General features: G+C 62.6%; 17 protein-coding genes and 1 tRNA gene. 12 read left to right on the top strand and 6 right to left on the bottom strand.

Features of this window, described 5'->3' with window-relative positions:
- Positions 1–83: 83 nt before the first annotated feature.
- Positions 84–1,493 carry a signal recognition particle protein gene (ffh, locus tag BAU06_RS02155; protein ID WP_066343828.1) on the bottom strand — a complete coding sequence of 470 codons (1,410 nt, stop codon included), beginning with the start codon at positions 1,491–1,493 and terminating at the stop codon, positions 84–86.
- Between the two features lie 131 nt (positions 1,494–1,624).
- On the opposite strand from ffh, the gene BAU06_RS02150 reads away from it, so the two are divergent.
- From BAU06_RS02150 to ampD, 3 genes are read left to right on the top strand one after another with little or no spacing between them, the layout of a single operon-like run.
- On the top strand, positions 1,625–2,467 hold the full coding sequence (locus tag BAU06_RS02150) for a cytochrome C assembly family protein (RefSeq protein WP_066343826.1): 843 nt from the start codon (positions 1,625–1,627) through the stop codon (positions 2,465–2,467).
- 1 nt (position 2,468) lies between these two features.
- Complete coding sequence (locus tag BAU06_RS02145; protein ID WP_066343822.1) at positions 2,469–2,753, top strand: PP0621 family protein; 285 nt, start codon at positions 2,469–2,471, stop codon at positions 2,751–2,753.
- 17 nt (positions 2,754–2,770) lie between these two features.
- On the top strand, positions 2,771–3,349 hold the full coding sequence (gene ampD / locus BAU06_RS02140) for a 1,6-anhydro-N-acetylmuramyl-L-alanine amidase AmpD (protein WP_066343820.1): 579 nt from the start codon (positions 2,771–2,773) through the stop codon (positions 3,347–3,349).
- A gap of 123 nt (positions 3,350–3,472) precedes the next feature.
- On the opposite strand, the gene BAU06_RS02135 is transcribed toward ampD, so the two are convergent.
- On the bottom strand, positions 3,473–4,468 hold the full coding sequence (locus BAU06_RS02135) for an IclR family transcriptional regulator (RefSeq protein ID WP_231933976.1): 996 nt from the start codon (positions 4,466–4,468) through the stop codon (positions 3,473–3,475).
- A 238-nt stretch (positions 4,469–4,706) separates the two neighbouring features.
- On the opposite strand from BAU06_RS02135, the gene BAU06_RS02130 reads away from it, so the two are divergent.
- From BAU06_RS02130 to BAU06_RS02115, 4 genes are all read left to right on the top strand, one after another.
- Positions 4,707–5,699: a 2-dehydro-3-deoxygalactonokinase gene (locus tag BAU06_RS02130; protein ID WP_066343810.1), complete on the top strand. Its 993-nt coding sequence runs from the start codon at positions 4,707–4,709 to the stop codon at positions 5,697–5,699.
- 128 nt (positions 5,700–5,827) lie between these two features.
- Positions 5,828–6,490 (top strand): 2-dehydro-3-deoxy-6-phosphogalactonate aldolase, encoded by a 663-nt coding sequence (locus BAU06_RS02125; RefSeq protein ID WP_066343803.1) that lies wholly within the window; start codon positions 5,828–5,830, stop codon positions 6,488–6,490.
- Complete coding sequence (gene dgoD / locus BAU06_RS02120; RefSeq protein WP_066343798.1) at positions 6,487–7,635, top strand: galactonate dehydratase; 1,149 nt, start codon at positions 6,487–6,489, stop codon at positions 7,633–7,635. The genes BAU06_RS02125 and dgoD overlap by 4 nt, the downstream gene beginning before the upstream one ends.
- Positions 7,636–7,978: 343 nt before the next feature.
- Entirely contained in the window at positions 7,979–9,286 is a 1,308-nt protein-coding gene (locus tag BAU06_RS02115) for an MFS transporter (RefSeq protein ID WP_066343796.1), read from the top strand.
- 93 nt (positions 9,287–9,379) lie between these two features.
- Here BAU06_RS02115 and htpG read toward each other — a convergent pair whose 3' ends face one another.
- Positions 9,380–11,287 (bottom strand): molecular chaperone HtpG, encoded by a 1,908-nt coding sequence (gene htpG, locus BAU06_RS02110; protein WP_066343792.1) that lies wholly within the window; start codon positions 11,285–11,287, stop codon positions 9,380–9,382.
- A 341-nt stretch (positions 11,288–11,628) separates the two neighbouring features.
- Between htpG and BAU06_RS02105 the strand changes: the two genes are divergently transcribed.
- Positions 11,629–11,713: transfer RNA gene (locus tag BAU06_RS02105), tRNA-Leu, on the top strand.
- A gap of 770 nt (positions 11,714–12,483) precedes the next feature.
- Here the strand turns inward: BAU06_RS02105 and BAU06_RS02100 are convergent.
- Together BAU06_RS02100 and BAU06_RS02095 are read right to left on the bottom strand one after the other, a co-directional pair.
- Positions 12,484–14,082, bottom strand: coding sequence for an HNH endonuclease family protein (locus tag BAU06_RS02100; protein WP_066343789.1), 1,599 nt, complete (start codon positions 14,080–14,082; stop codon positions 12,484–12,486).
- 265 nt (positions 14,083–14,347) lie between these two features.
- The gene (locus BAU06_RS02095) at positions 14,348–15,298 is read right to left on the bottom strand and encodes an IS481 family transposase (RefSeq protein ID WP_066343782.1); all 951 of its coding nucleotides are present in this window, start codon (positions 15,296–15,298) and stop codon (positions 14,348–14,350) included.
- 627 nt (positions 15,299–15,925) lie between these two features.
- Between BAU06_RS02095 and BAU06_RS25935 the strand changes: the two genes are divergently transcribed.
- The 3 genes from BAU06_RS25935 to BAU06_RS25930 are packed head-to-tail and all read left to right on the top strand — an operon-like array spanning position 15,926 to position 18,245.
- On the top strand, positions 15,926–16,354 hold the full coding sequence (locus tag BAU06_RS25935; protein WP_082993479.1) for a very short patch repair endonuclease: 429 nt from the start codon (positions 15,926–15,928) through the stop codon (positions 16,352–16,354).
- The gene (locus BAU06_RS02090; RefSeq protein WP_249762079.1) at positions 16,351–17,574 is read left to right on the top strand and encodes a DNA cytosine methyltransferase; all 1,224 of its coding nucleotides are present in this window, start codon (positions 16,351–16,353) and stop codon (positions 17,572–17,574) included. Before BAU06_RS25935 ends, BAU06_RS02090 begins: the two co-directional genes overlap by 4 nt.
- A complete protein-coding gene (locus BAU06_RS25930; RefSeq protein WP_082993478.1) occupies positions 17,571–18,245 on the top strand; it encodes an Eco29kI family restriction endonuclease in 675 nt (224 codons plus the stop codon). The genes BAU06_RS02090 and BAU06_RS25930 overlap by 4 nt, the downstream gene beginning before the upstream one ends.
- Before the next feature lie 1,182 nt (positions 18,246–19,427).
- On the opposite strand, the gene BAU06_RS02085 is transcribed toward BAU06_RS25930, so the two are convergent.
- Positions 19,428–19,865 carry a putative phage abortive infection protein gene (locus BAU06_RS02085; RefSeq protein WP_066343784.1) on the bottom strand — a complete coding sequence of 146 codons (438 nt, stop codon included), beginning with the start codon at positions 19,863–19,865 and terminating at the stop codon, positions 19,428–19,430.
- A gap of 179 nt (positions 19,866–20,044) precedes the next feature.
- On the opposite strand from BAU06_RS02085, the gene BAU06_RS02080 reads away from it, so the two are divergent.
- On the top strand, positions 20,045–20,995 hold the full coding sequence (locus tag BAU06_RS02080) for an IS481 family transposase (RefSeq protein ID WP_066343782.1): 951 nt from the start codon (positions 20,045–20,047) through the stop codon (positions 20,993–20,995).
- The last annotated feature ends 221 nt before the right edge of the window (positions 20,996–21,216 follow it).

Raw genomic sequence — 21,216 nt, 5'->3', positions numbered from 1 at the left:
TTGCCGGCGCGGATCTTTCCCCTCCCGCTCCGGTCACATCGGCCAGGTTAAAACCTGGCCGTTTTTTTGGCGGCGCGCCCGGCTCAGCGCATGCCGCCGAACCGTCCCAGGCCTTTCAGGCCGCCCATGGCCCGCATCATCTTGGCCATGCCGCCTTTTTTCATCTGCTTCATCATGCCCTGCATCTGCTCGAACTGGGACAGCAGGCGGTTGACCTCCTGTACCGGTACGCCCGCGCCCGTGGCGATACGGCGCTTGCGCGAGGCCTTGATGAGCTCCGGCTTGGCGCGCTCGGCCGGCGTCATGGAATTCAGGATGCCCTCGGTGCGGCGCAGTTGCTTGTCGGCCTGGCCGCTTTGCAATTGGCCGGCCGCCTGCTGGAACTGGGCGGGGAGCTTTTCCAGCAGGGCGCTCATGTCGCCCATTTTCTTGACCTGGCCCAGTTGCTCGCGAAAGTCGTTCAGGTCGAACTTGTTCCCCGACTTGAGCTTGGTGGCCAGCTTTTGCGCTTCCGCGATATCGATATTGCGCTGGGCTTGTTCCACCAGGGAGACGATGTCGCCCATGCCCAGGACGCGCTGGGCCATGCGGTCCGGGTAGAAGGCCTCCAGGCCATCCAGCTTTTCGGAGACGCCGACGAATTTCAAGGGCTTGCCGGTCACATGCCGGACCGACAGCGCCGCGCCGCCCCGGGCGTCGCCGTCCAGCTTGGTCAGCACCACACCGGTCAGCGGCAGCGCGTCGGCAAAGGCGCGGGCGGTATTGACGGCGTCCTGGCCCTGCATGGCGTCGACCACGAACAGGGTTTCGACCGGCTTGACCAGGTCGTACAGCGCGCGGATTTCGCGCATCATGGCCTCGTCGATGCCCAGGCGGCCGGCCGTATCGATGATCAGCACATCGTAGTGATAGCGGCGGGCATGGTCGACAGCGTTACGCGCGATGTCTTCCGGCTTCTGCGTGGGCTCGGACGGCAGGAAATCGACGCCGACCTGCCCGGCAACGGTTTTCAGCTGCTCGATGGCGGCGGGGCGGTATACGTCGGCGCTGACCACCAGGACTTTCTTCTTGCCGGTCTTGCGCCCGTTCTGGACGTGGTTGCCTTCGGACAGCCAGCGTGCCAGTTTGCCGGTGGTGGTCGTTTTACCGGCGCCCTGCAGGCCCGCCATCAGGATGACGGCGGGCGGCTGGACCGCCAGCGAGAGCTCGCCGGCGTCCGGGCCCAGGTCGCCGCCCATCAAGGAGGTCAATTCCTTGTGGACGATGCCGACCAGCGCCTGGCCCGGGCTGAGACTGGTGGCGACTTCTTCGCCCAGGGCCTTCTCCCTGACGCGGGAAACGAAATCGCGCACCACCGGAAGCGCCACGTCGGCTTCCAGCAGCGCCATGCGTACTTCGCGCAGCATTTCCTGCGTATTGGCTTCGGTCAGGCGGGCTTCGCCGCGCAGCGTCTTGACGACGCGCGACAAGCGTTGAGTGAGATTGTCGAGCATGAGTGGCGTTTCCGCTTAAACTAGTCGGCTGGCAGGGGCCGGCACAGCGCTGATCGCGCCGGCGCGCGCGGCACCGGCAATCGGCCGGCGAAACCCGCGCGCGGGCCCCATCGAGAACAACAACGGTTCCTATGTCATCAGGCATTGTATTTCACGCGGTCGCCGCGCTGGCGTACGCGGTGTTGGGTGCGTCCCTTTGGCGCCGCCTGGCCAGCGCGGACGGCATCCAGCACGCGGGACGCGTCGCCCGGATCTGCCTGACCGGCGCCCTCTTCCTACAAGGCGTGGCGCTTTACCAATCCCTGCTGGGCGGTCCCTACCTGTTCATCGGCTGGGCCCTGGCGCTGTCCGCCGCCATTTGGCTGGGGATGGTGATTTTCTGGCTGGAAAGCCTGGTGGTACGCATCGACGGACTGCTGCTCCTGCTGTTGCCGGCGGCGGCCTTCGTCTGCGCCCTGGCCGGCGCCTTTCCCCAGGGGCAGGTGGTGCCGCACGCCAACAACTCATGGCTGCGCATTCATCTGGTCATCGCGCTGATGGCCTATGGGCTGATGACGGTGGCGGCGGTACAGGCGATGTTGATGGCGCTGCTGGACCGCCATCTGCACCGCCCCCTGGAGCAGGCCGACGGCGCCAGCCTGATGGGCAAGGTGCTGGACGTACAGCCGCCCTTGCTGATGCAGGAACGCCTGCTGTTCCGTATCATTTCCATCGGCTTCGCGGTGCTGACGCTGACGGTGTGCACGGGGTCCGTCGCTTCGTATATGCTGACGCAGCGCCTTTTGCCGTTCGATCACAAGACGGTATTCACCCTGCTGTCATGGCTGACCTTCGGCGTGCTGCTGCTGGGCCGCTACCTGAAGGGCTGGCGCGGACGGGTGGCGCTGCGGTGGACGCTGTCGGGGTTTGCCTTATTGCTGCTCGCGTATACCGGCAGCCGGTTCGTGCTGGAAGTTCTGTTGCATCGGGGTTGACGTGGGCAAAGTGCTTTTCTGGATCATCGTCGTGCTGGTGGCCCTGACCATCGCGCGCATCGCCGCCCGCGCCAGCGTCTCGCGCAGCGGCGCCGCCGCCCGTCCGGCCCAGGCATCGCGCCGGCGCGCGGGCAAGGCCGCCCCGCCCGTGCCCGCGGAACACATGGTGCGCTGCGCGCACTGCGGCATACACCTGCCCCGGTCGGAGGCCACGCAGATCGGCGGCCGTACGTGGTGCAGCCAGGAGCACGCCCGGCTGGGAGCCAAGGATCAACCCATCGATTAAAAGGACACGTTAGCGGAATGGCCCTGCAACTCGATCGGCATGGATGGCTGAAACCCGCGCGCCACGTCACGCGCGCGCCCTCTCCCAACTACGATTGCCGGCCGCCCGGGACAGAGATTTCGCTACTGGTCATCCATAACATCAGCCTGCCGCCCGGCGAGTTCGGCGGCCCCCACGTCCACGGGCTATTCCTGAACACATTGGATTACGGCGCCCATCCCTGGCTGCAAAGGCTGCGCGGGCTGCGCGTTTCCGCGCATTTTTTCGTGCGCCGCGATGGCGCCATCGTGCAGTTCGTCAGCACGGACCGGCGTGCCTGGCATGCCGGCGTCTCGCGGTTCCAGGGCCGCGAACGCTGCAATGACTTCTCCATCGGAATCGAACTGGAAGGCACGGATATCCTGCCCTACACGGACGCCCAATATGCGGCGCTGGCGCGGTTGACGCCCGCCTTGACATCGCGTTATCCCCTGCGGGCGGTGCGTGGCCACGCCGACATCGCGCCGCTGCGCAAGACGGATCCGGGACCGGCCTTCGAGTGGTCGCGTTTCGGCCATCTATGCGGCTTTGCCCGGCGCATGCTGCCGGGCAAGTAGCAGGACGGCGCGCCGTGCCGCCTGGCACGGTTGGTCGTGGCATGCGCAGGTGGCGCGGGGCAGGGTGTGCCCCCGGTCCGGCGCCAGCGCGGCCCATGACCCATGCGCGCGCAGCGGCGTCCTTCACGCCGGCGCGTGCCAGCCCAGCTCGCCGGAAATGCCCTGCGCGGCCGCCTGCACGGCCGGGATCATTTCGCGCATGCGCTCCATGGGCATGTACGGGATCGTGCTGGACACGCTGACCGCCGCGACGATGGTCCGGGCGGCATCGCGCACCGGCGCGGCCACGCAGCGGATGGAGGGCTCGTTGTCTTCCAGATCGAAGGCGTAGCCGGACCGCGCGTAGTCGCGCATACGCGCCAGAAAGCGCTCCTCCGGCTGCACGTTGCCCGCGGCCTGGGGCGAAACCGGCGAGCCGGCCCGCAGCATGGCCAGCCATTCCGCCTCGTCGCCATCGAGCAGCAGGGCCTTGCCGACGCCGGTCACGGCCAGCGGCATGCGGTGCCCCACCCGGGACCGCATCTCCAGGCCCTTCTTGCCGGGGATTTTTTCCAGGTAAAGCGCGTCCACGCCGTCGCGCACGGCCAGGTGGATGGTGTCGCCGCTAAGCCGCGCCAAATCATCCAGGTAGGGGCGGGCCAAGGCGGCCAGGGGGATTTCCTCGCGCGCCTGGAAACCCAGCTCGATCAGGCGGGAACCCAGCGCGTAGCCGTAGCCCGGCAGGACTCGCAGATAACGCTCCTGCACCAGGCAACTGGCCAAGCGGTGCGTCGTGCTGCGCCCCACACCGGTCCGCGCGCAGATATCGCGCAGATCCCGCGCGCCCGCCGCGACCGCGTGGATGACGGCCAGCCCGCGCATCAAGGTTTGCGTGCCCGGGGTCTGGCTGTCCGAGGCCTGGTTGCTCGGGGTCTGCGTCGCACGGCTCTGCGTGCCCAGGGTCTGGCCGCCCGGGGTTGGGTCGTCCTGGGTTGGGTCGTCCTGGGTTGGGTCGTCCTGGGTTGGGTCGTCCGGGGTCTGGGCGGTTCGGGCCCGGACGGCGGTGCGCGTTTCCGCGCGGCGCCCTCCCCCGGCCATTTCGCGCGCCGCCGCCTGTCCGCGTGCCGCCTGTACTTTCATTCCTGCTTCGCCTTCCTGGGCCACGGGCCCTCCCGGTTCGCGTTCGGCTTACCGCCTTCGCTTCGTACGGCCCGTCGCGCCGGGCGCGCCGCGCGCCCGCCCGCCACGGGCCACCATGACCACGCCGCACAGCGTGACGCCCGCATTCTATCCCTATATGTGGGATTTGATTCTATATTTTGAGCAATTTTTCAGCGCGGACTAGAATCCGCGACAGGAGACATCGAAGGACAGGCCCATGAACGCCGACACGCCGCGCGCCGCGGCCCTTATCGCCCTGGACTGGGGCACTTCATCCTTGCGCGCCTATCGCATGGACGCCCACGGCGCCGTGCTGGATACCCGGCACCTGCCGTGGGGCATCATGCGGCTGCCATCGCCGCCCGCGGACGGCGCGGCCCCCGCGGCTTCCGCTTCCGGTTTCGAACTCGCCTTCGAGCAGGCGTGCGGCGACTGGTTGCGCGCCGCGCCCGGCCTGCCGGTGATCGCTTGCGGCATGGTCGGCAGCGCCCAGGGCTGGGCAGAGGCGGCCTACCTGGATCTACCCGCGGACCCGGGCGCCATCGGCGCGCGGCTGACGGAAGTGGACACCCGGCGGGGCGCCACGCTGCGCATCATCCCCGGCCTGCTGCAACGGCACGGCCTGCCCAATGTCATCCGCGGCGAAGAAACGCAGGTGGTCGGCGTGGTCGACAGCTATCCCGACGCCGTGGACGATCTGCTGGTCGGCCTGCCGGGCACGCACTGCAAATGGGTGCGCGTGCGCGACGGCCGCATCGTCGAGTTCGACACGTTCATGACGGGCGAGGTCTACGCCGCCCTGCGCGGACACACCATCCTGGGCCGCACCATGGCGGACCCAGCCTTGCCGGACGACGCCGCCTTCGAGCGCGGCCTGGAAGTTGCGGGGTCCGCCTTGGGTGCGGGGGGCGTCCTGTCTACCATTTTCAGTACGCGTGCGCTGGGCCTGATCGGCCAGTTGTCGGCGGATGCCCAGCCGGACTATCTGTCCGGGCTGCTGATCGGGCACGAGGTCTCGGCGCTGCGCACGCTGCTGGATGCGCGCGGCATGCCGGCTCGCATCGTGCTGTGTGGCGACCAGGACCTTTGCCGGCGCTACGCCCGCGCGCTGGGCCGCTTCGGCCTGGCCACGCCCACGCTGGCCGCGGAAGCAACGCAACGAGGCCTGTGGCGCCTGGCCGTCTCGGCCGGCCTGGCCAAACCGGCGTGAACGCGGCCATGCCAGCGCGCCGCCCCGGGCGCCGGACTGAACATTACCGGACCGCACACCAGGAAACCCGACCCGAACCGCGATAGACGCATCCGCCGGCCGGACCCGGACCGCAACGAGGAACCGACATGTCTTCCCATCGCCAGACACCCCTGCAAACCGCCATGGCCCAATGCGGGCTGATCGCCATCCTGCGCGGCATCAAGCCCGCGGAGGCCGAGGCCATCGGCGACGCGCTCTACCAGGCCGGCTTCCGCATCATCGAGGTGCCGCTGAATTCGCCCGAACCGCTGGAAAGCATCCGCCAGCTGCGGCAGGCATTGCCGCTGGACTGCATGATAGGCGCCGGCACGGTGCTCGATCCCGCCATCTGCCCGGAGATCGTCAAGGCCGGCGGTGAAATCGTCGTCATGCCCCACGGCGATCCGCAGGTCATCCGTGCCGCCAAATCGGCGGGCATGGCCTGCTGCCCGGGCGTGGCCACGCCCACGGAGGCCTTCGCCGCCCTGGCGGCCGGCGCCGACGTGCTGAAGATGTTCCCCGCCGAACAGCTGGGCCCGGCGGTGCTGAAGGCCTGGCGCGCGGTCATCCCCAAGGAAATCCCCCTGGTGCCCGTCGGCGGCATTACGCCCGCGCGCATCGCGGAATATGCCCAGGCCGGCGCGTCGGGTTTCGGCCTGGGCTCCGCGCTGTACAAGCCCGGCATGAACAGCGGCGACGTCGCGGCCGCCGCGCGCGACTTCGTTGCGGCCTGGCGCAACGCCTATCCCCAAACCGGACAGCAAGCATGAAAATCACCAAACTCACTACCTACATCGTTCCCCCGCGCTGGTGCTTCCTGAAGATCGAGACCGACGAAGGCATCGTCGGCTGGGGCGAGCCCGTCGTGGAAGGCCGGGCCCATAGTGTCGCCGCCGCCGTCGAGGAGCTGTCGGACTACCTGGTCGGCAAGGATCCGCGCAACATCGAGGACCACTGGACGGTGCTGTACCGCGGCGGTTTCTATCGGGGCGGCGCCATCCACATGAGCGCGCTGGCCGGCATCGACCAGGCCCTGTGGGACATCAAGGGACGCGCGCTGGGCGTCCCGGTATCTCAGCTGCTGGGCGGCAATGTGCGCGACCGCATCCGCGTGTATTCGTGGATAGGCGGCGACCGCCCGGCCGACACCGCCGCGGCGGCGAAGGCCGCGGTCGAGCGGGGTTTTACCGCCGTCAAGATGAACGGCACGGAAGAACTGCAGTACATCGATACGCACGACAAGGTGCGCAAGTGCCTGGAGAACGTCGCCGCCGTGCGCGATGCAGTGGGGCCGGACGTGGGCATCGGCGTGGACTTCCACGGCCGCGTGCACAAGCCCATGGCCAAGGTCCTGATCAAGGAGCTGGAGCCCTACAAGCTGATGTTCATCGAAGAACCGGTGCTGAGCGAACACTACGAAGCCCTGAAGGAGCTCGCCCCGTTGTCGTCCACGCCCATCGCGCTGGGCGAGCGGCTGTACTCCCGCTGGGATTTCAAGCGCATCCTGTCGGAAGGCTACGTCGACATCATCCAGCCCGATCCCTCCCATGCCGGCGGCATCACGGAAACCCGCAAGATCGCCGCGATGGCCGAGGCCTATGACGTCGCGCTGGCCCTGCATTGCCCGCTCGGCCCCATCGCGCTGGCCACCTGCCTGCAGATCGACGCCGGCTGCTACAACGCCTTCATCCAGGAACAAAGCCTGGGCATCCACTACAACGCCGCCAACGACCTGCTGGACTATGTCAGCAATCGCGAAGTCTTCTCCTATCGCGACGGCATGGTGGCGATTCCGCAGGGCCCCGGGCTGGGCATCGAGGTCAACGAGGAATACGTGAAGGAACGCGCCGCGGTGGGCCACCGCTGGCGCAATCCGATATGGCGCCACAAGGACGGCAGCTTCGCCGAATGGTAGGCGGCAAGGAAGCGCGGTGAGCACGGCGCGCTGCGCTTCGGCGCGGCGCTGCCTATCCGGAGCGCATCTGCGGGCATGTGGGCAGGCGACCTGCCTGCTGGCCTGCCTGCCGCCGATCCGCCTACCGCTGGCCCGCTGGCTGCTTGAAGGCCCACGCAATCACGGCGCCGACGGACGCCTGCCTGACCCGCCCCCAAGAGCAAAGCGACTTTCGATTTCCAGCGCGGCGTGGCCCCGTGCAATGCGGACGCCACGGCTCGCTGGAACAGTACCCACAGAACCACCGGTGCGTCCGGGCCGCGCGACACGCGCGCTTCCCTCGCCCGCCAGAAAGGAGACCATCGTGCCGACCGCACAACCCGGCGCCCTGCCGGCCGCCCAAGCCACGCGCAGCCGCTACCTGATCATGGTGATGCTGTTCATCACCGTGGTGATCAACTACCTGGACCGCAGCAACCTTTCCATCGCCGCGCCCGCCCTGAAGGACGAATTCGGCCTGGATACCGTGCATGAAGGCCTGATCCTGTCGGCCTTCGGCTGGACCTATGCCGCCATGCAGATACCCGGCGGCTGGCTCGTCGACCGCGTCGCGCCGCGCGTGCTGTATGCCGTCGCGCTGATCCTATGGTCCGCGGCGACCTTCTTCATGGGCTTCGCCGGCAGCTTCGTCGTGCTGTTCGTGCTGCGCCTGGCCGTCGGCGCGCTGGAGGCGCCCGCCTATCCCATCAATAACCGCGTCGTGACCACGTGGTTCCCGGAACGGGAACGCGCCACGGCCATCGGCTTCTATACCTCCGGGCAATTCGTCGGCCTCGCTTTCCTGACGCCGGTCCTGGCCTGGCTCCAGCACCACTACGGCTGGCATATGGTCTTCGTCAGCACCGGCCTGCTGGGCATTGTCTGGGGCGTCGTGTGGTTCATGGTCTACCGCGAGCCGCGCGCATTCCGCGGCGCCAACGAAGCGGAGATCGAACTCATCCGCCAGGGCGGTGGCGTGGTCGATCTGGAACGCCGCGTCACGGAAAAGAAGGCGCCCTTCGCCTGGGCGGACCTGGGACTGGTGATGTCGCGCCGCAAACTCTGGGGCGTCTACCTGGGCCAGTTCTGCCTGACCTCGACGCTGTGGTTCTTCCTGACCTGGTTCCCGACCTATCTGGTGAAGTACCGCGGCATGGACTTCATCAAATCCGGATTCCTGGCCTCCGTGCCTTTCCTGGCCGCCTTCATCGGCGTGCTGTGCTCCGGCGTGCTGTCGGACTGGCTGATCCGCCGCGGCGCGACGGTCGGACTGGCGCGCAAGCTGCCCATCATCCTGGGCCTGCTGATTTCCACGTCCATGATAGGCGCCAACTACACCGACTCCACGACATGGGTGATTTTCTTCCTGGCCGTGGCCTTCTTCGGCAACGGACTGGCATCCATCACCTGGTCGCTGGTGTCCACGCTGGCGCCGGTGCGGCTGCTGGGCCTGACCGGCGGCGTGTTCAACTTCGTGGGCAACCTGTCGTCCATCTGCACGCCCATCGTGATCGGCTACCTGGTCAGCGCCGACAACTTCGCCCCGGCCATTGTGTACGTGGCTTCGCTGGCGCTGCTGGGCGCGCTGTCGTACATCCTGCTGGTGGGCAAGGTCGAGCGGATAGAGATGTAAGGCCCAGGCGGCCGCCGCCACCAAGAAAAACGGCGGATCCTGCATCGCAGGTCCGCCGTTCCACGGGCGAGGCGCTTCCGCGCTCGCTTACTCTCAGGCCTTCAGCAGCAAGGCATTCATCCGTTTCACGAACGCCGCCGGATCGGCCAGCTGGGCGCCTTCCGCCAGCATGGCCTGGTCGAGCAGCAGCTCGGCCCAATCGTTGAAGTCGGCGTCGGCCGCATCGCGCACGCGTTCCACCAGCCCGTGTTCGGGGTTGATTTCCAGCGTGGGCTTGACCGTCGGCGCTTCCTGCCCCGCCGCCTTCAGCATGCGCAGCAGATTGGGGCTGAGTTCGTTCTGGCCCACCACGATGCAAGCCGGCGAATCGACCAGGCGCAGCGTGACGCGCACATCCGCCACCTTATCGCCCAGCGCGGTCTTCAGGCGCTCCACCAGCGGCTTGAAGGACTCCTGGACTTCGGCCTGCTTCTTCTTTTCTTCCTCGTCCGCCAGCGCGTCCAGGTCCAGGCCGCCCTTGGCCACGGAGACCAGCGACTTGCCGTCGAACTCGCGCAGATAGGACAGCATCCACTCGTCCACGCGATCCGACAGCAGCAGGACCTCGATGCCCTTCTTGCGGAAGATCTCCAGGTGCGGGCTGTTCCGGGCCGCGGCATAGGTCTCGGCCGTAACGTAGTAGATCTTGTCCTGGCCTTCCTTCATGCGCGACACGTAGTCGGCGAAGGAGACATTCTGCACGCCGTCCTCGTTATGGGTGGAGGCGAAGCGCAGCAGCTTGGCGATGCGTTCCTGGTTGGCGATGTCCTCTCCGGTGCCTTCCTTCAGCACCTTGCCGAACTCCTGCCAGAACGCCGCGTAGTCGTCCTTGCGGTTTTCCGCCAGGTCCTCCAGCAGCGACAGCACGCGCTTGGCCGAACCCTCGCGGATGGCCCGGACATCGCGGCTTTCCTGCAGGATCTCGCGCGAGACGTTCAGCGGCAGGTCGGCCGAGTCGATCACGCCGCGAACGAAGCGCAGATACGCCGGCAACAGCTGTTCGGCATCGTCCATGATGAAGACGCGCTTGACGTACAGCTTCACGCCCCGGCGCGCGTCGCGGTCCCACATGTCCATGGGGGCGTGCTTGGGGATGTACAGCAGCTGGGTATATTCGCTGCGGCCCTCTACCCGGTTGTGGGTCCAGGCCAGCGGATCGTCGTAGTCATGCGCGACGTGCTTGTAGAACTCGCGGTACTGCTCTTCCGTGATGTCGCCCTTGGCCCGCGTCCACAGGGCATTGGCCTGGTTCACGGTTTCCAGCTCGTCCTTGCGGACCTGCTCGCCCTTTTCCGCATCCCATTCTTCCTTGGCCATGCGGATGGGCAGGGAGATATGGTCGGAATAGCGGCGCAGGATGTCCCGCAGCTTCCAGCTGCTGAGCAGCTCGTCCTCGTCGGCGCGCAGGTGCAGCGTGACGTCGGTGCCACGGTCCGCCTTCTCTACCTGGGCGATGGTGAATTCGCCCTGGCCGTCCGACTCCCAGCGCACCGCCTGGTCAGCCGGCAGGCCCGCCCGCCGGCTGACCACCGTGACCTTGTCGGCGACGATGAACGAGGAATAAAAACCCACGCCGAACTGGCCGATCAGCTGGGCATCCTTCTGCTTGTCGCCGGTCAGCTTGGAAAAGAACTCGCGGGTGCCGGACCGGGCGATCGTGCCCAGGTTGGCGACGGCTTCCTCGCGCGACAGGCCAATGCCGTTATCCGAAATGGTGATCGTGCGCGCCGACTTGTCGTAGTCCACCCGGATGCCGAGATCCGGATTGCCTTCCATCAGCGACGGGTTATCGATCGCCTCGAAGCGCAGCTTGTCGCAGGCATCGGATGCGTTCGAAACCAGTTCTCGCAGGAAGATTTCCTTGTTGCTGTACAGGGAGTGGATCATGAGGTGCAGCAGCTGCTTGACCTCTGCCTGGAACCCCAGGGTCTCCGGTGCGGATTGGGATGTGGTTTCGTTCATCGTGTCGAAATCTTGGCGTCTGCGTTATAGGGACGGCGGGCGCCAGGGGAAGGCGTCCGCCGGGCATTGCCCAGGGCGCGGATGCAGGCACCCACGCCGGGTGGATCGGGCGCCCGAGCCGGGCGCCGACCGGCAGGAGTATGAGGGCGGCGACAGCTTTTTCAAGTGGGCTATAATGCCGAGCTTTCCGCCACGCAGCGTCCCGTTGCACGGCCCTTGCCGGAAACGGCACGGACCCGACGCCGTTCTTCAAAACCCGGCCCTCGCCGGGGCGTGGAAATCGGTCATCGGCCGGGTTCCACGGGGATCGGCAGCAACCGCTGGACGCCTGCGCACGACCTGCCCGGGTGGTGAAATTGGTAGACGCAGGGGACTCAAAATCCCCCGCCGCAAGGCGTGCCGGTTCGATTCCGGCCCCGGGCACCAACTAAAGCCTTCGTTTAAAACAAATAGTTGGAAGGTAGTGGCTGGGCATCCCGAAGCCGGGGGATTTCCAAAGACTGTTGTTAGGTACAGTGGCGCAGGGCTGAGCGAGCTCATTGGAGCTTTCATACCTACTATCGTCAAGACTCTTCCGGTACGTGGAGGGCAGTGAACGCAAGACCGGCTGGCCAACGACGGCCAAAATGTCCCGCATCGATCGAGATGCAGAAGATCGGGCGCGCCTACCGAAGACGAAATAATGCGGAGTCTATATTCAAAAGGCCTGCGGAACACCTGACAGTCGACGCCGCGTGGGACGCTATTTGATGATAAGTGACGCCGACCAGCCGCAGTTCAACACAGGTGGGAAAACACAAAATCCCCGGACATTGATACAGCACCTCGGTAACTATTCCCCTGGCCCATTAGCCCGAAATTCGCCAAATACCGCGAGACCCGCGTTGCCAGCGATGAAGATTCAAAGACAAGCACATATCTCGAAACAAAAACACCGTGCGATTGGGACTCGCCTCGCTCCGCCACTGGCTCACCGTGGCGATCAAAGACTGGGGCGCGAGTTGCCATCCAACGCAGTGTCAAGCATCCCCCGGCCTGCCGAAGCAGCGGAACGGAATCGCTGACTAAAGGCCGTCGAGCCGAAGCGCCTATTGATGCGGTGGACGACTACTGGAATCCATTGTTCAGATGTTTTCGCGCCGGTAACTGCGCACAGTCGCGCCTCCTCGCACTTGGAGCACACAACATCTATACGGCTACACTGGGGTAGGAATATCGGGCAATGCTTCGCCTCGGTGGGCAAAATACTCCTTGAATCCATGATTACAAAAATGGTGAGTGAGTTGTGCATTATCGACTGAGTCTCGCCCACCATCTTCCTTACGAATCACATGGTCGTCGCTAGCAACATTAGGGTCGAGGCGAGCTTTGCAAATCGCACAGCGACTGGCCATATCGATACTCGCTTTGCGACGCGCGGCACTTTTTGTCTCACGCCAGCTTGATCGGCGCTCTTCGACAGCGAATGCCGCCATGCTCGATGCAGTCTGCCCAGGAGGCTGAGACAGCTCAGCCTCGATTATCGCGTCACTTTTTCCTGCCATGAGTCCCTCGAATATCGTGCGGAGCATCTTTTTCACCGGGACAACGCTCTTTTTCCAGCCGCCGTGCTTCCCAAGAATATGTTTAACGACACCACTATTACCTACCAGGAACTCCTCGAATTTCGCGCGGTGTCGAGTAAAATCGATCAGCTCGTCGCGTAAGATCATATCTTGCACAAATGAAATGACAGCTAGGAAGATTGAGGGCTGGTGGTTGCCAGTAGCTCCCCAGAAATAGATCGCAGGATGCAGATCCAAGGACGCGGGATCACCGCCAGCGACATACTTGACCACCCCATAGGTCTTGTTGATGAAGCGCTCGGTGTCCGTGCCCGTACTGTCCGGATCGAGAGAGGCTTGCTTCACATCATTGGTAATGTTCACCAAATCCAATGCGATGCGCAACCCGTTCGCAGTATGAGCCAAACCCGCTGGCGGCAGACGAGTATGCTTCACCGGGTCTGCATCCTCCGGCTCGAAGATTGAGTTGTAGATAAGTCGAGCCCTGCGCTCAATCCGTTCGCGCGTTGATTCGTCAAAATTCTGCCAATATTTGTGCCCACGCGTACTATTGACGAACGCACGCGCTGCGATCACATTGGGCTGACTACGTGCTTCGATCATATAGCGTTCGGTGGGATCGATCTGGACCGCACGTTGATTGATCGCCAAGAAGGACGCTGCGGCAATGTCTGCATCGCCGTGCACCCATTGCGTCATCAAAGCCTTCGTTAAGTTGCTGGCCCACTTTATCTGCTGACTAGAAGGATTGGGTGAGGTAAGAATCTGGCTCAAACTGGCGTACGTGCCCACCTCGGCGGCGATACGTTGTCGGCAGGCCTCGGCGATCTCCTTCTGCTTTTTCGGAATCTCGTGCATGAAGAACTGCGCCGAAATATTACGGTCACCATAATCATCGTTGATCCACGCAATGAGTGCGCTCAGTCGATGCGCTCCATCGATAACGAATGTGAAACCTTGGTCGCTACGCCATAATATGATTGCGGGAATAAGGTTGCCATCCCGAAAACTCTTGATCAACGTAACCACGTTGTCGACGTTCCAATCATCAGTCTCTCGCTGGAAATGCGGTTTGCGCAAAAGTTCGTAGTACAGCTTGCCCTTGGCCAATTCCGTGACGGGGATGCCTCCCTCGTTCATGTTTGCCGAATTATCAGTCTTAATCGCTTCGAGGTCCTGCCTCCTAATGAGTGCATCTAGATTAACTTTATCTTTGCTGCTGACACCCATAGATGGCCCGTCGAGAAGTTGCAGACTGCCAATTATGACGCACGAACGCGAATGATTTCAATATCGGCCGGATTGGTGTTTTACTTCAGCCGACAGTACCAATGCGAGGAAGAAGTAGCGGCGCGACGAATCCCCAGCGCCTACTTGTGCCAGCGGCTAGAGAAGGATGACCCGGTTGCTGAACAACTCGCTAAGTTGCAGCAGCTCCTCGAGGAGGGATTGGAGGAAAATCAGGGGCACGCGGTTCGACTGGCAAAGCGGCAGCCTAGGTGTGAACTGTCAAGAGGTTGTATCCGCCCAGATTAAGCCTGGAGATAGGTACAGCGCGGCCGATGCCTTGGTGAGGGCGATGCCAGTTGTAGTGGTGTAGCCAGGATTTCATGGCATCGGCTCGGTGTTGTGAGTTTTGGTAGGTGTAGGCGTAGGCCCATTCACGCAGGGCTGACTGGATGAATCGTTCGGCCTTGCCATTGGTCTGTGGCCGGTAGGGCCGGGTGAAGCAATGCTTGATGCCCATTTCACGGCATAGCGCGGCGAAGGCGCGGCTGCGGAAGGCCGAGCCATTATCGGTAAGCAACCGCTGGATGGTCACGCCTAAGCGCTTGTAGTAAGCCACGGCGTCCTTGAGGAACTGGACCGCACTGGGGGCGCGTTCGTCGGGGTGGATGTCGGTAAAGGCCACGCGAGCGTGGTCATCGATGGCCACGAAGACGAAGTCCCAGCCGGCACCGTCCACGCCATCGCGCCGGTTACCTGTAACGCGGTGGCTGGGCCGCACGATGCGCCCGAGCTTCTTGATGTCGATGTGTAGCAATTGGCCTGGCGCCTCATGTTCGTAGCGCACCACCGGCTCGGCCGGCTCCAGGTCGGCCAGGCGGGACAGACCGGCACGGGCCAGGACGCGGCTGACGGTACTGGCCGATACGCCCAGCGCCTGGGCAATGCGTGCCTGAGTCAGTCGCTTGCGGCGAAGTTCGACGATAGCCATTGCCTTGGCCGGCGCAATCGCCTTGGGCGAGCGCACCGGGCGCGATGAGGCATCTGCAAGCCCGTCCTGGCCCTGCGCCAGAAACCGACCTAGCCATTTGCGCACAGTCGGCGCCGTCACCCCGTAGGCGCCAGCCGCTTGAGAGATCGTCAACTGTTTATTGCGCAATTGCTCAACCATTTCGAATCGACGTACGAAGGTCAATCGGGCATGCTTATGGGTGTTCATCCGGCCGGGCTCCTTGAGCTTTCTGGTGGTTTGGCGATTACCAGTTTCTCAAACCCGGTTCGGGTGAACCATGAATACAACCTATTGAATGTTCACAACCTAGGCCTTCGTCCGGTCGAAATCGGAATGATGGTAAACGAAATGCTATTGCTACGGAAAGTCGTAGCAAACGAAGGATTACCAGTAGTGCATGGTAGATTCAGATGGCGAGGCCTACCCGTTTGGACCGGGAAGGACTTCATGAGAGCCACGGACTCTTCGAGGCCGCCGTTGGCATAGATGCTTGAGGGCATCCGCGAGTAGCACTGCGCTTCGGGCCATATGCCGCTTGAGCCGCCTCAGCATTCAATCTGCGGCTCGGAGCACTCTAAACGCCGGCAACCGTGTCGCTCCGCCGGCGCCTCCGGGCGCCCGCGGCCTCGGGAACCGCCACGCATGAAACGCTGGTGGGCCACCGCAGCGTCCAGCGCTGCGAGATCGTCTCGCAGTGCCCCATCCCGCTCATCGACGCTTCAGTGCGCTAACATCTTGTTGCGAGATTGAACTGCGCCTTACCTCCTTCGCCGATGCGTGAGGCTAGCCTCACCCGCTCACCGGCCCGCACAAAAAGTACTGGACAAAGAAACAGTGGTTGATACACTCACACCCGAACAACGCTCGGAACGCATGGCGCGGGTGCGAGGCCGCGATACGAAGCCCGAACTCGTGGTTCGTAAGACACTACATGCGCTGGGGTTTAGGTATCGCCTGCACGATGCTCGGCTACCCGGTAAGCCGGACTTGGTTTTCAAGGGCCGCAGAAAGGCCGTCTTTGTTCATGGCTGCTTCTGGCACATGCACTGTGCGTGCGCGCTTTCACGGATGCCGAAGTCGAACCTAAACTTCTGGCGGCCAAAGCTGGAAGGGAATCGTGCGCGGGACGCCTTGAAACTCGAACAGTTGCACGCGTTAGGCTGGAACGTATTGGTGGTATGGGAATGTGAGCTGCGTGACATGAAAAAACTCGTGACTCGGCTCGAGGCATTCTTGAATGACGACGCAGGAGAAAGTAAATGATGCGAGCCGTGGAGCTATTCGCGGGAGCTGGCGGGCTAGCGATGGGCGTAAGCCTCGCTGGTTTTAAGTCCCTTGCCGTGGTGGAATGGGACAAATGGGCTTGCGATACCGTGCGTGAGAATCAGCGCCGCGGTTATCCTCTAGTTGCTAACTGGCCTCTGAGCGAAGGCGACGTACGAGAGGTGGATTGGTCTGCCATTCCGCAAGATATCGAACTATTGGCGGGAGGCCCTCCATGTCAACCATTCTCGATGGGTGGCAAGCACAAGGCTCATGACGACACACGCGACATGTTCCCCGCCACGGTGCAAATCGTGCGCAAGCTGCGTCCCAAGACCTTCATCGTGGAGAACGTGAAAGGACTCACGCGCTCAAGTTTCGCGAACTACTTCGAGTACATCAAACTGCAATTGGAATTTCCGGAGGCCCCACGCCACGCGGAGGAGTCCTGGTTTGATCACCTAATGCGCCTGCAGACCGAGAAGACAAGTGGCCGCATGCATGAAAGCGGACTTACCTACAACGTAACCGCTACCCTCGTAAATGCGGCCGACTACGGTGTTCCTCAGAAACGTGAGCGTGTTTTTGTTGTCGGCACTCGCTCGGATCTGGGCATCGATTGGCACTTTCCCGAAGCGACCCACAGCGAGGATGCATTGATCCATTCTCAGTGGATATCCGGCGAATATTGGGATCGACATCAGATCTCGAAGCGGAATCGCCCCTTGCCGCCGGCCAAATTGGCCAAGCGCATCCAGGCACTCGCCGCAAAGCCCCCGACGACTTTACCCTGGCGCACGGTGCGTGATGCCATAGCCGACCTGCCTGACCCACGGTCGCGCGCGGCGGCCGGCATCCGCGACCATAAATTCCAGGATGGAGCCAAGGTCTACCCCGGGCATACTGGTAGTCCTTTGGACCAGCCGGCCAAGACCATAAAAGCGGGCGATCATGGCGTGCCTGGAGGCGAAAACATGATGGTGCTGAGCGATGGCAGCGTTCGGTATTTCACCGCGCGCGAAACGGCACGCATCCAGACCTTTCCAGACGGCTACGTTTTTCATGGCTCCTGGACAGAAACCATGCGTCAGCTTGGCAACGCCGTCCCTGTTGCGCTAGGACGGATCGTCGCCTCGTCAGTGGCCGAAGCATTGATTCGCAGTGAATTACAACGTATTCTAGCCAACCTAGACGCCAACAAAAAGAAATCGGCCGCATGAACAAGAAATCGCACACCGCAGAGATAGTCCCCTTCAACCCACTAGACAAGAAAAATCTCGGTGCCAGCGTCGCCGAAGCGTTGGTAAGTCAGCCAGTGCATTCGCTCGGCAATATTGCCTCTTTCCCCGGCGCCGGAATCTATGCGCTCTACTACCACGGCGAACATGTGGCGTATGGCCCCATCTCGAAGTTGAACCGAGCAGAGCCGTCCAATCCTAGCATTCCCATCTACGTCGGAAAAGCCGTTCCACAGGGCGCGCGCAAAGGGAAGGTGATGCCTGACCCCACAAGGTCGAGGGCACTGTTTGGTCGCTTACAGGAACACGCTGAATCCATCCAAGCGACCGAGACGTTGCGAATTGACGATTTCACATGCCGATACCTGGTAGTGGATGAAATCTGGATTCCGCTTGGTGAGTCGCTGATGATCGCCAAATTTTCTCCGCTTTGGAATCTAGCCGTCGAGGGCTTCGGAAACCATGATCCCGGGGCAGGGCGGTATAACGGTCTCCGCCCGCGTTGGGACACGCTACACCCCGGGCGCTCTTGGGCCCTAAAGTGCAAGGCTCGCGACGAGACGGATGCCGAAATTATCCGTGAGGTGAAGAACCATCTCGCGAACACGGTACTACCGGAAACTCCCCACTTCATTGGCCGCCACGACCTCTAACGAGCGACTCGACAATTCACGTACAAGAAGTACGATTCCTGAAGGTCACGATGACGTGCCACCAGCCGGAATTTGAGAATGGCTTTCGACCCCGAAGGAAATCATGAAGAAGAGCCGGTTTACAGAAAAACAGGGGATCAACATGCTACGCGGGGCTGGTCGCAGCTCGGTGGCGGCCGTAGCCAAAGCGCACGGTCAGTGAGCAGAGCTCGTACAACTGGCGCCAGCGCTTTTGCGAGATAAACAGCGACGAAGTTCTCTCACTCAAAACTTCGAGCAGGAGAACCCCGGCTGAAGAAGACCCTTATTGCACGTGATCTGGAGATCGAAGTCATGAAAGTGATCACGACAAAAAATGGTGAGCGTGTGCGTCCGTCGCGAACATGTCGGTTTCGCGGTGAACGGATGGCTGTCAGATAGACGGGCGCGCACGCTGCTATCGGTCGCCCGATCATCGTTACGTTACGAATTGCGGGTTTCCTGAGCACGACACGCCGGTGTTGGCCGCGATGACTGCGTTTGGCGGTGCAATACCCACGATATGGCCATCGTCGCATTGAAATCGTTCGGGACTGCCGGGGGCCGTCGATGAGCGCCGATCGGACCTAATTCCTGTGGTCGGGTGCGGGTCTGCAAGTGCCGCGCAACCGGCCGCGGCGTCGGATTGCGGTAAGTCGACTGCGACCGACTACGCAGGAAGCGGCGAATACAGGTATGGGCGTACGAGGCCAGCAATTGAAATGTCTGACTGTCACTGAGGAATACACTCGAGAGTCTGGCGATTGATGTCGCTGGTCCGGCTCAAAGCAGGTCATATTCCGCGCGGATGGATAGCAGAAGCAGCGTCAGGAGCAGCAGTTCTGTGATTGATTCAGGGCGCGTGCGACTCTTCGTCATTACGCTGGCTCCGAATTACTGCCGCGAGTGTTCCAATACCGACTTCTGCGCTCTGGTAGAGCGAGCCGTATCGCGTCGGACAGCAGAAGGACGCATTCGGCTGCAGCTCTTCAGCGAGCTGACCGCCCGCCGAAGTTGGCGATCCGTCGGCAGGATGCCCAGGAGTTCGTAGGCGTCGTCAGGTGCTACTGCCCGTCGGCAGATGTGGTTTCCCTGACAGATGCACCTCGCGGAACGCCCAAGGTGCCTAGGCTCAAAATCGCGCGGGTAGGGGTAGATGATGCCTTAGGGTTGCTGCTTGACAGGAGTAGTCCATTCTACCTTGTCGGCCTCGTCGGTCGAGTACGCGCACGCGGTATAGGGACTGTCTGACCATCTTCTGAGGACCTCTACGAGAGGAATCTCTTCGGGGCGCATGTTGTCCAGTAGCGCATAACGGTTCACGTATTTGACGAACTTCGCTCCTGTCGCCGTCATGCCATTGATAAACAGCACGCGTAGTTCCGCATCCGATAACTGAGCACGGATGATGCTGACGTATCTGCGCTTCTCGTCGTCATTTAGAACCGGGTGTTCGTCTATCCACCGAATCAACCCGTAAAGGGTACGAAGGCACCCGCCCAGCCAGTCACCGTGCGACTTATAGATGTCGTCCCAACGGGCCTGTAAGCTATTCCACTCCGACGGCGCAGTAATGTCGGGATCAGTTGCCAAAGCGGTCATTCGGCCGAGTACCGCCACATCGTCCTGAACGGTGTATCTATCTTCTCGCAGGATATCGCGGACAAGGTTTCGGAGGGCTAGTTGTGAACATTCAATAGGTTGTATTCATGGTTCACCCGAACCGGGTTTGAGAAACTGGTAATCGCCAAACCACCAGAAAGCTCAAGGAGCCCGGCCGGATGAACACCCATAAGCATGCCCGATTGACCTTCGTACGTCGATTCGAAATGGTTGAGCAATTGCGCAATAAACAGTTGACGATCTCTCAAGCGGCTGGCGCCTACGGGGTGACGGCGCCGACTGTGCGCAAATGGCTAGGTCGGTTTCTGGCGCAGGGCCAGGACGGGCTTGCAGATGCCTCATCGCGCCCGGTGCGCTCGCCCAAGGCGATTGCGCCGGCCAAGGCAATGGCTATCGTCGAACTTCGCCGCAAGCGACTGACTCAGGCACGCATTGCCCAGGCGCTGGGCGTATCGGCCAGTACCGTCAGCCGCGTCCTGGCCCGTGCCGGTCTGTCCCGCCTGGCCGACCTGGAGCCGGCCGAGCCGGTGGTGCGCTACGAACATGAGGCGCCAGGCCAATTGCTACACATCGACATCAAGAAGCTCGGGCGCATCGTGCGGCCCAGCCACCGCGTTACAGGTAACCGGCGCGATGGCGTGGACGGTGCCGGCTGGGACTTCGTCTTCGTGGCCATCGATGACCACGCTCGCGTGGCCTTTACCGACATCCACCCCGACGAACGCGCCCCCAGTGCGGTCCAGTTCCTCAAGGACGCCGTGGCTTACTACAAGCGCTTAGGCGTGACCATCCAGCGGTTGCTTACCGATAATGGCTCGGCCTTCCGCAGCCGCGCCTTCGCCGCGCTATGCCGTGAAATGGGCATCAAGCATTGCTTCACCCGGCCCTACCGGCCACAGACCAATGGCAAGGCCGAACGATTCATCCAGTCAGCCCTGCGTGAATGGGCCTACGCCTACACCTACCAAAACTCACAACACCGAGCCGATGCCATGAAATCCTGGCTACACCACTACAACTGGCATCGCCCTCACCAAGGCATCGGCCGCGCTGTACCTATCTCCAGGCTTAATCTGGGCGGATACAACCTCTTGACAGTTCACACCTAGTCGCCCTGTAATGGCACCGCTATTAGGGGCGCTGACGGTAAGGTACGGCATGTCGCCTATCAGATCCTTATAGTCTCTGAACCAAGCAAACACAGTCTGCTCAATAGATTGAATTTCCCCCTGCCGTGCTGTGCTTTTAGTGATGTCAGTCTGCAGGTTAAAGGTTCGTATCAATAGATAGACTGAGAGGATTCCCAAAAGGGGATTCACGAGGCCGCCGA

Source organism: Bordetella bronchialis, assembly GCF_001676705.1.
GTDB classification, from domain to species: domain Bacteria; phylum Pseudomonadota; class Gammaproteobacteria; order Burkholderiales; family Burkholderiaceae_B; genus Bordetella_C; species Bordetella_C bronchialis.
This window is presented reverse-complemented; position numbering and strand designations above follow the sequence as displayed.

Coding starts and splice junctions, on each gene's coding strand:
- BAU06_RS25930 (WP_082993478.1), top strand. CDS start 17,571: ATGAACAAGAAATCGCACACCGCAGAGATAGTCCCCTTCAACCCACTA.
- BAU06_RS02085 (WP_066343784.1), bottom strand. CDS start 19,865: ATGACCGCTTTGGCAACTGATCCCGACATTACTGCGCCGTCGGAGTGG.
- ffh (WP_066343828.1), bottom strand. CDS start 1,493: ATGCTCGACAATCTCACTCAACGCTTGTCGCGCGTCGTCAAGACGCTG.
- BAU06_RS02135 (WP_231933976.1), bottom strand. CDS start 4,468: ATGAAAGTACAGGCGGCACGCGGACAGGCGGCGGCGCGCGAAATGGCC.
- BAU06_RS02100 (WP_066343789.1), bottom strand. CDS start 14,082: ATGGGTGTCAGCAGCAAAGATAAAGTTAATCTAGATGCACTCATTAGG.
- BAU06_RS02150 (WP_066343826.1), top strand. CDS start 1,625: ATGTCATCAGGCATTGTATTTCACGCGGTCGCCGCGCTGGCGTACGCG.
- BAU06_RS02080 (WP_066343782.1), top strand. CDS start 20,045: ATGAACACCCATAAGCATGCCCGATTGACCTTCGTACGTCGATTCGAA.
- BAU06_RS02125 (WP_066343803.1), top strand. CDS start 5,828: ATGTCTTCCCATCGCCAGACACCCCTGCAAACCGCCATGGCCCAATGC.
- dgoD (WP_066343798.1), top strand. CDS start 6,487: ATGAAAATCACCAAACTCACTACCTACATCGTTCCCCCGCGCTGGTGC.
- BAU06_RS02090 (WP_249762079.1), top strand. CDS start 16,351: ATGATGCGAGCCGTGGAGCTATTCGCGGGAGCTGGCGGGCTAGCGATG.
- BAU06_RS02130 (WP_066343810.1), top strand. CDS start 4,707: ATGAACGCCGACACGCCGCGCGCCGCGGCCCTTATCGCCCTGGACTGG.
- BAU06_RS02095 (WP_066343782.1), bottom strand. CDS start 15,298: ATGAACACCCATAAGCATGCCCGATTGACCTTCGTACGTCGATTCGAA.
- htpG (WP_066343792.1), bottom strand. CDS start 11,287: ATGAACGAAACCACATCCCAATCCGCACCGGAGACCCTGGGGTTCCAG.
- ampD (WP_066343820.1), top strand. CDS start 2,771: ATGGCCCTGCAACTCGATCGGCATGGATGGCTGAAACCCGCGCGCCAC.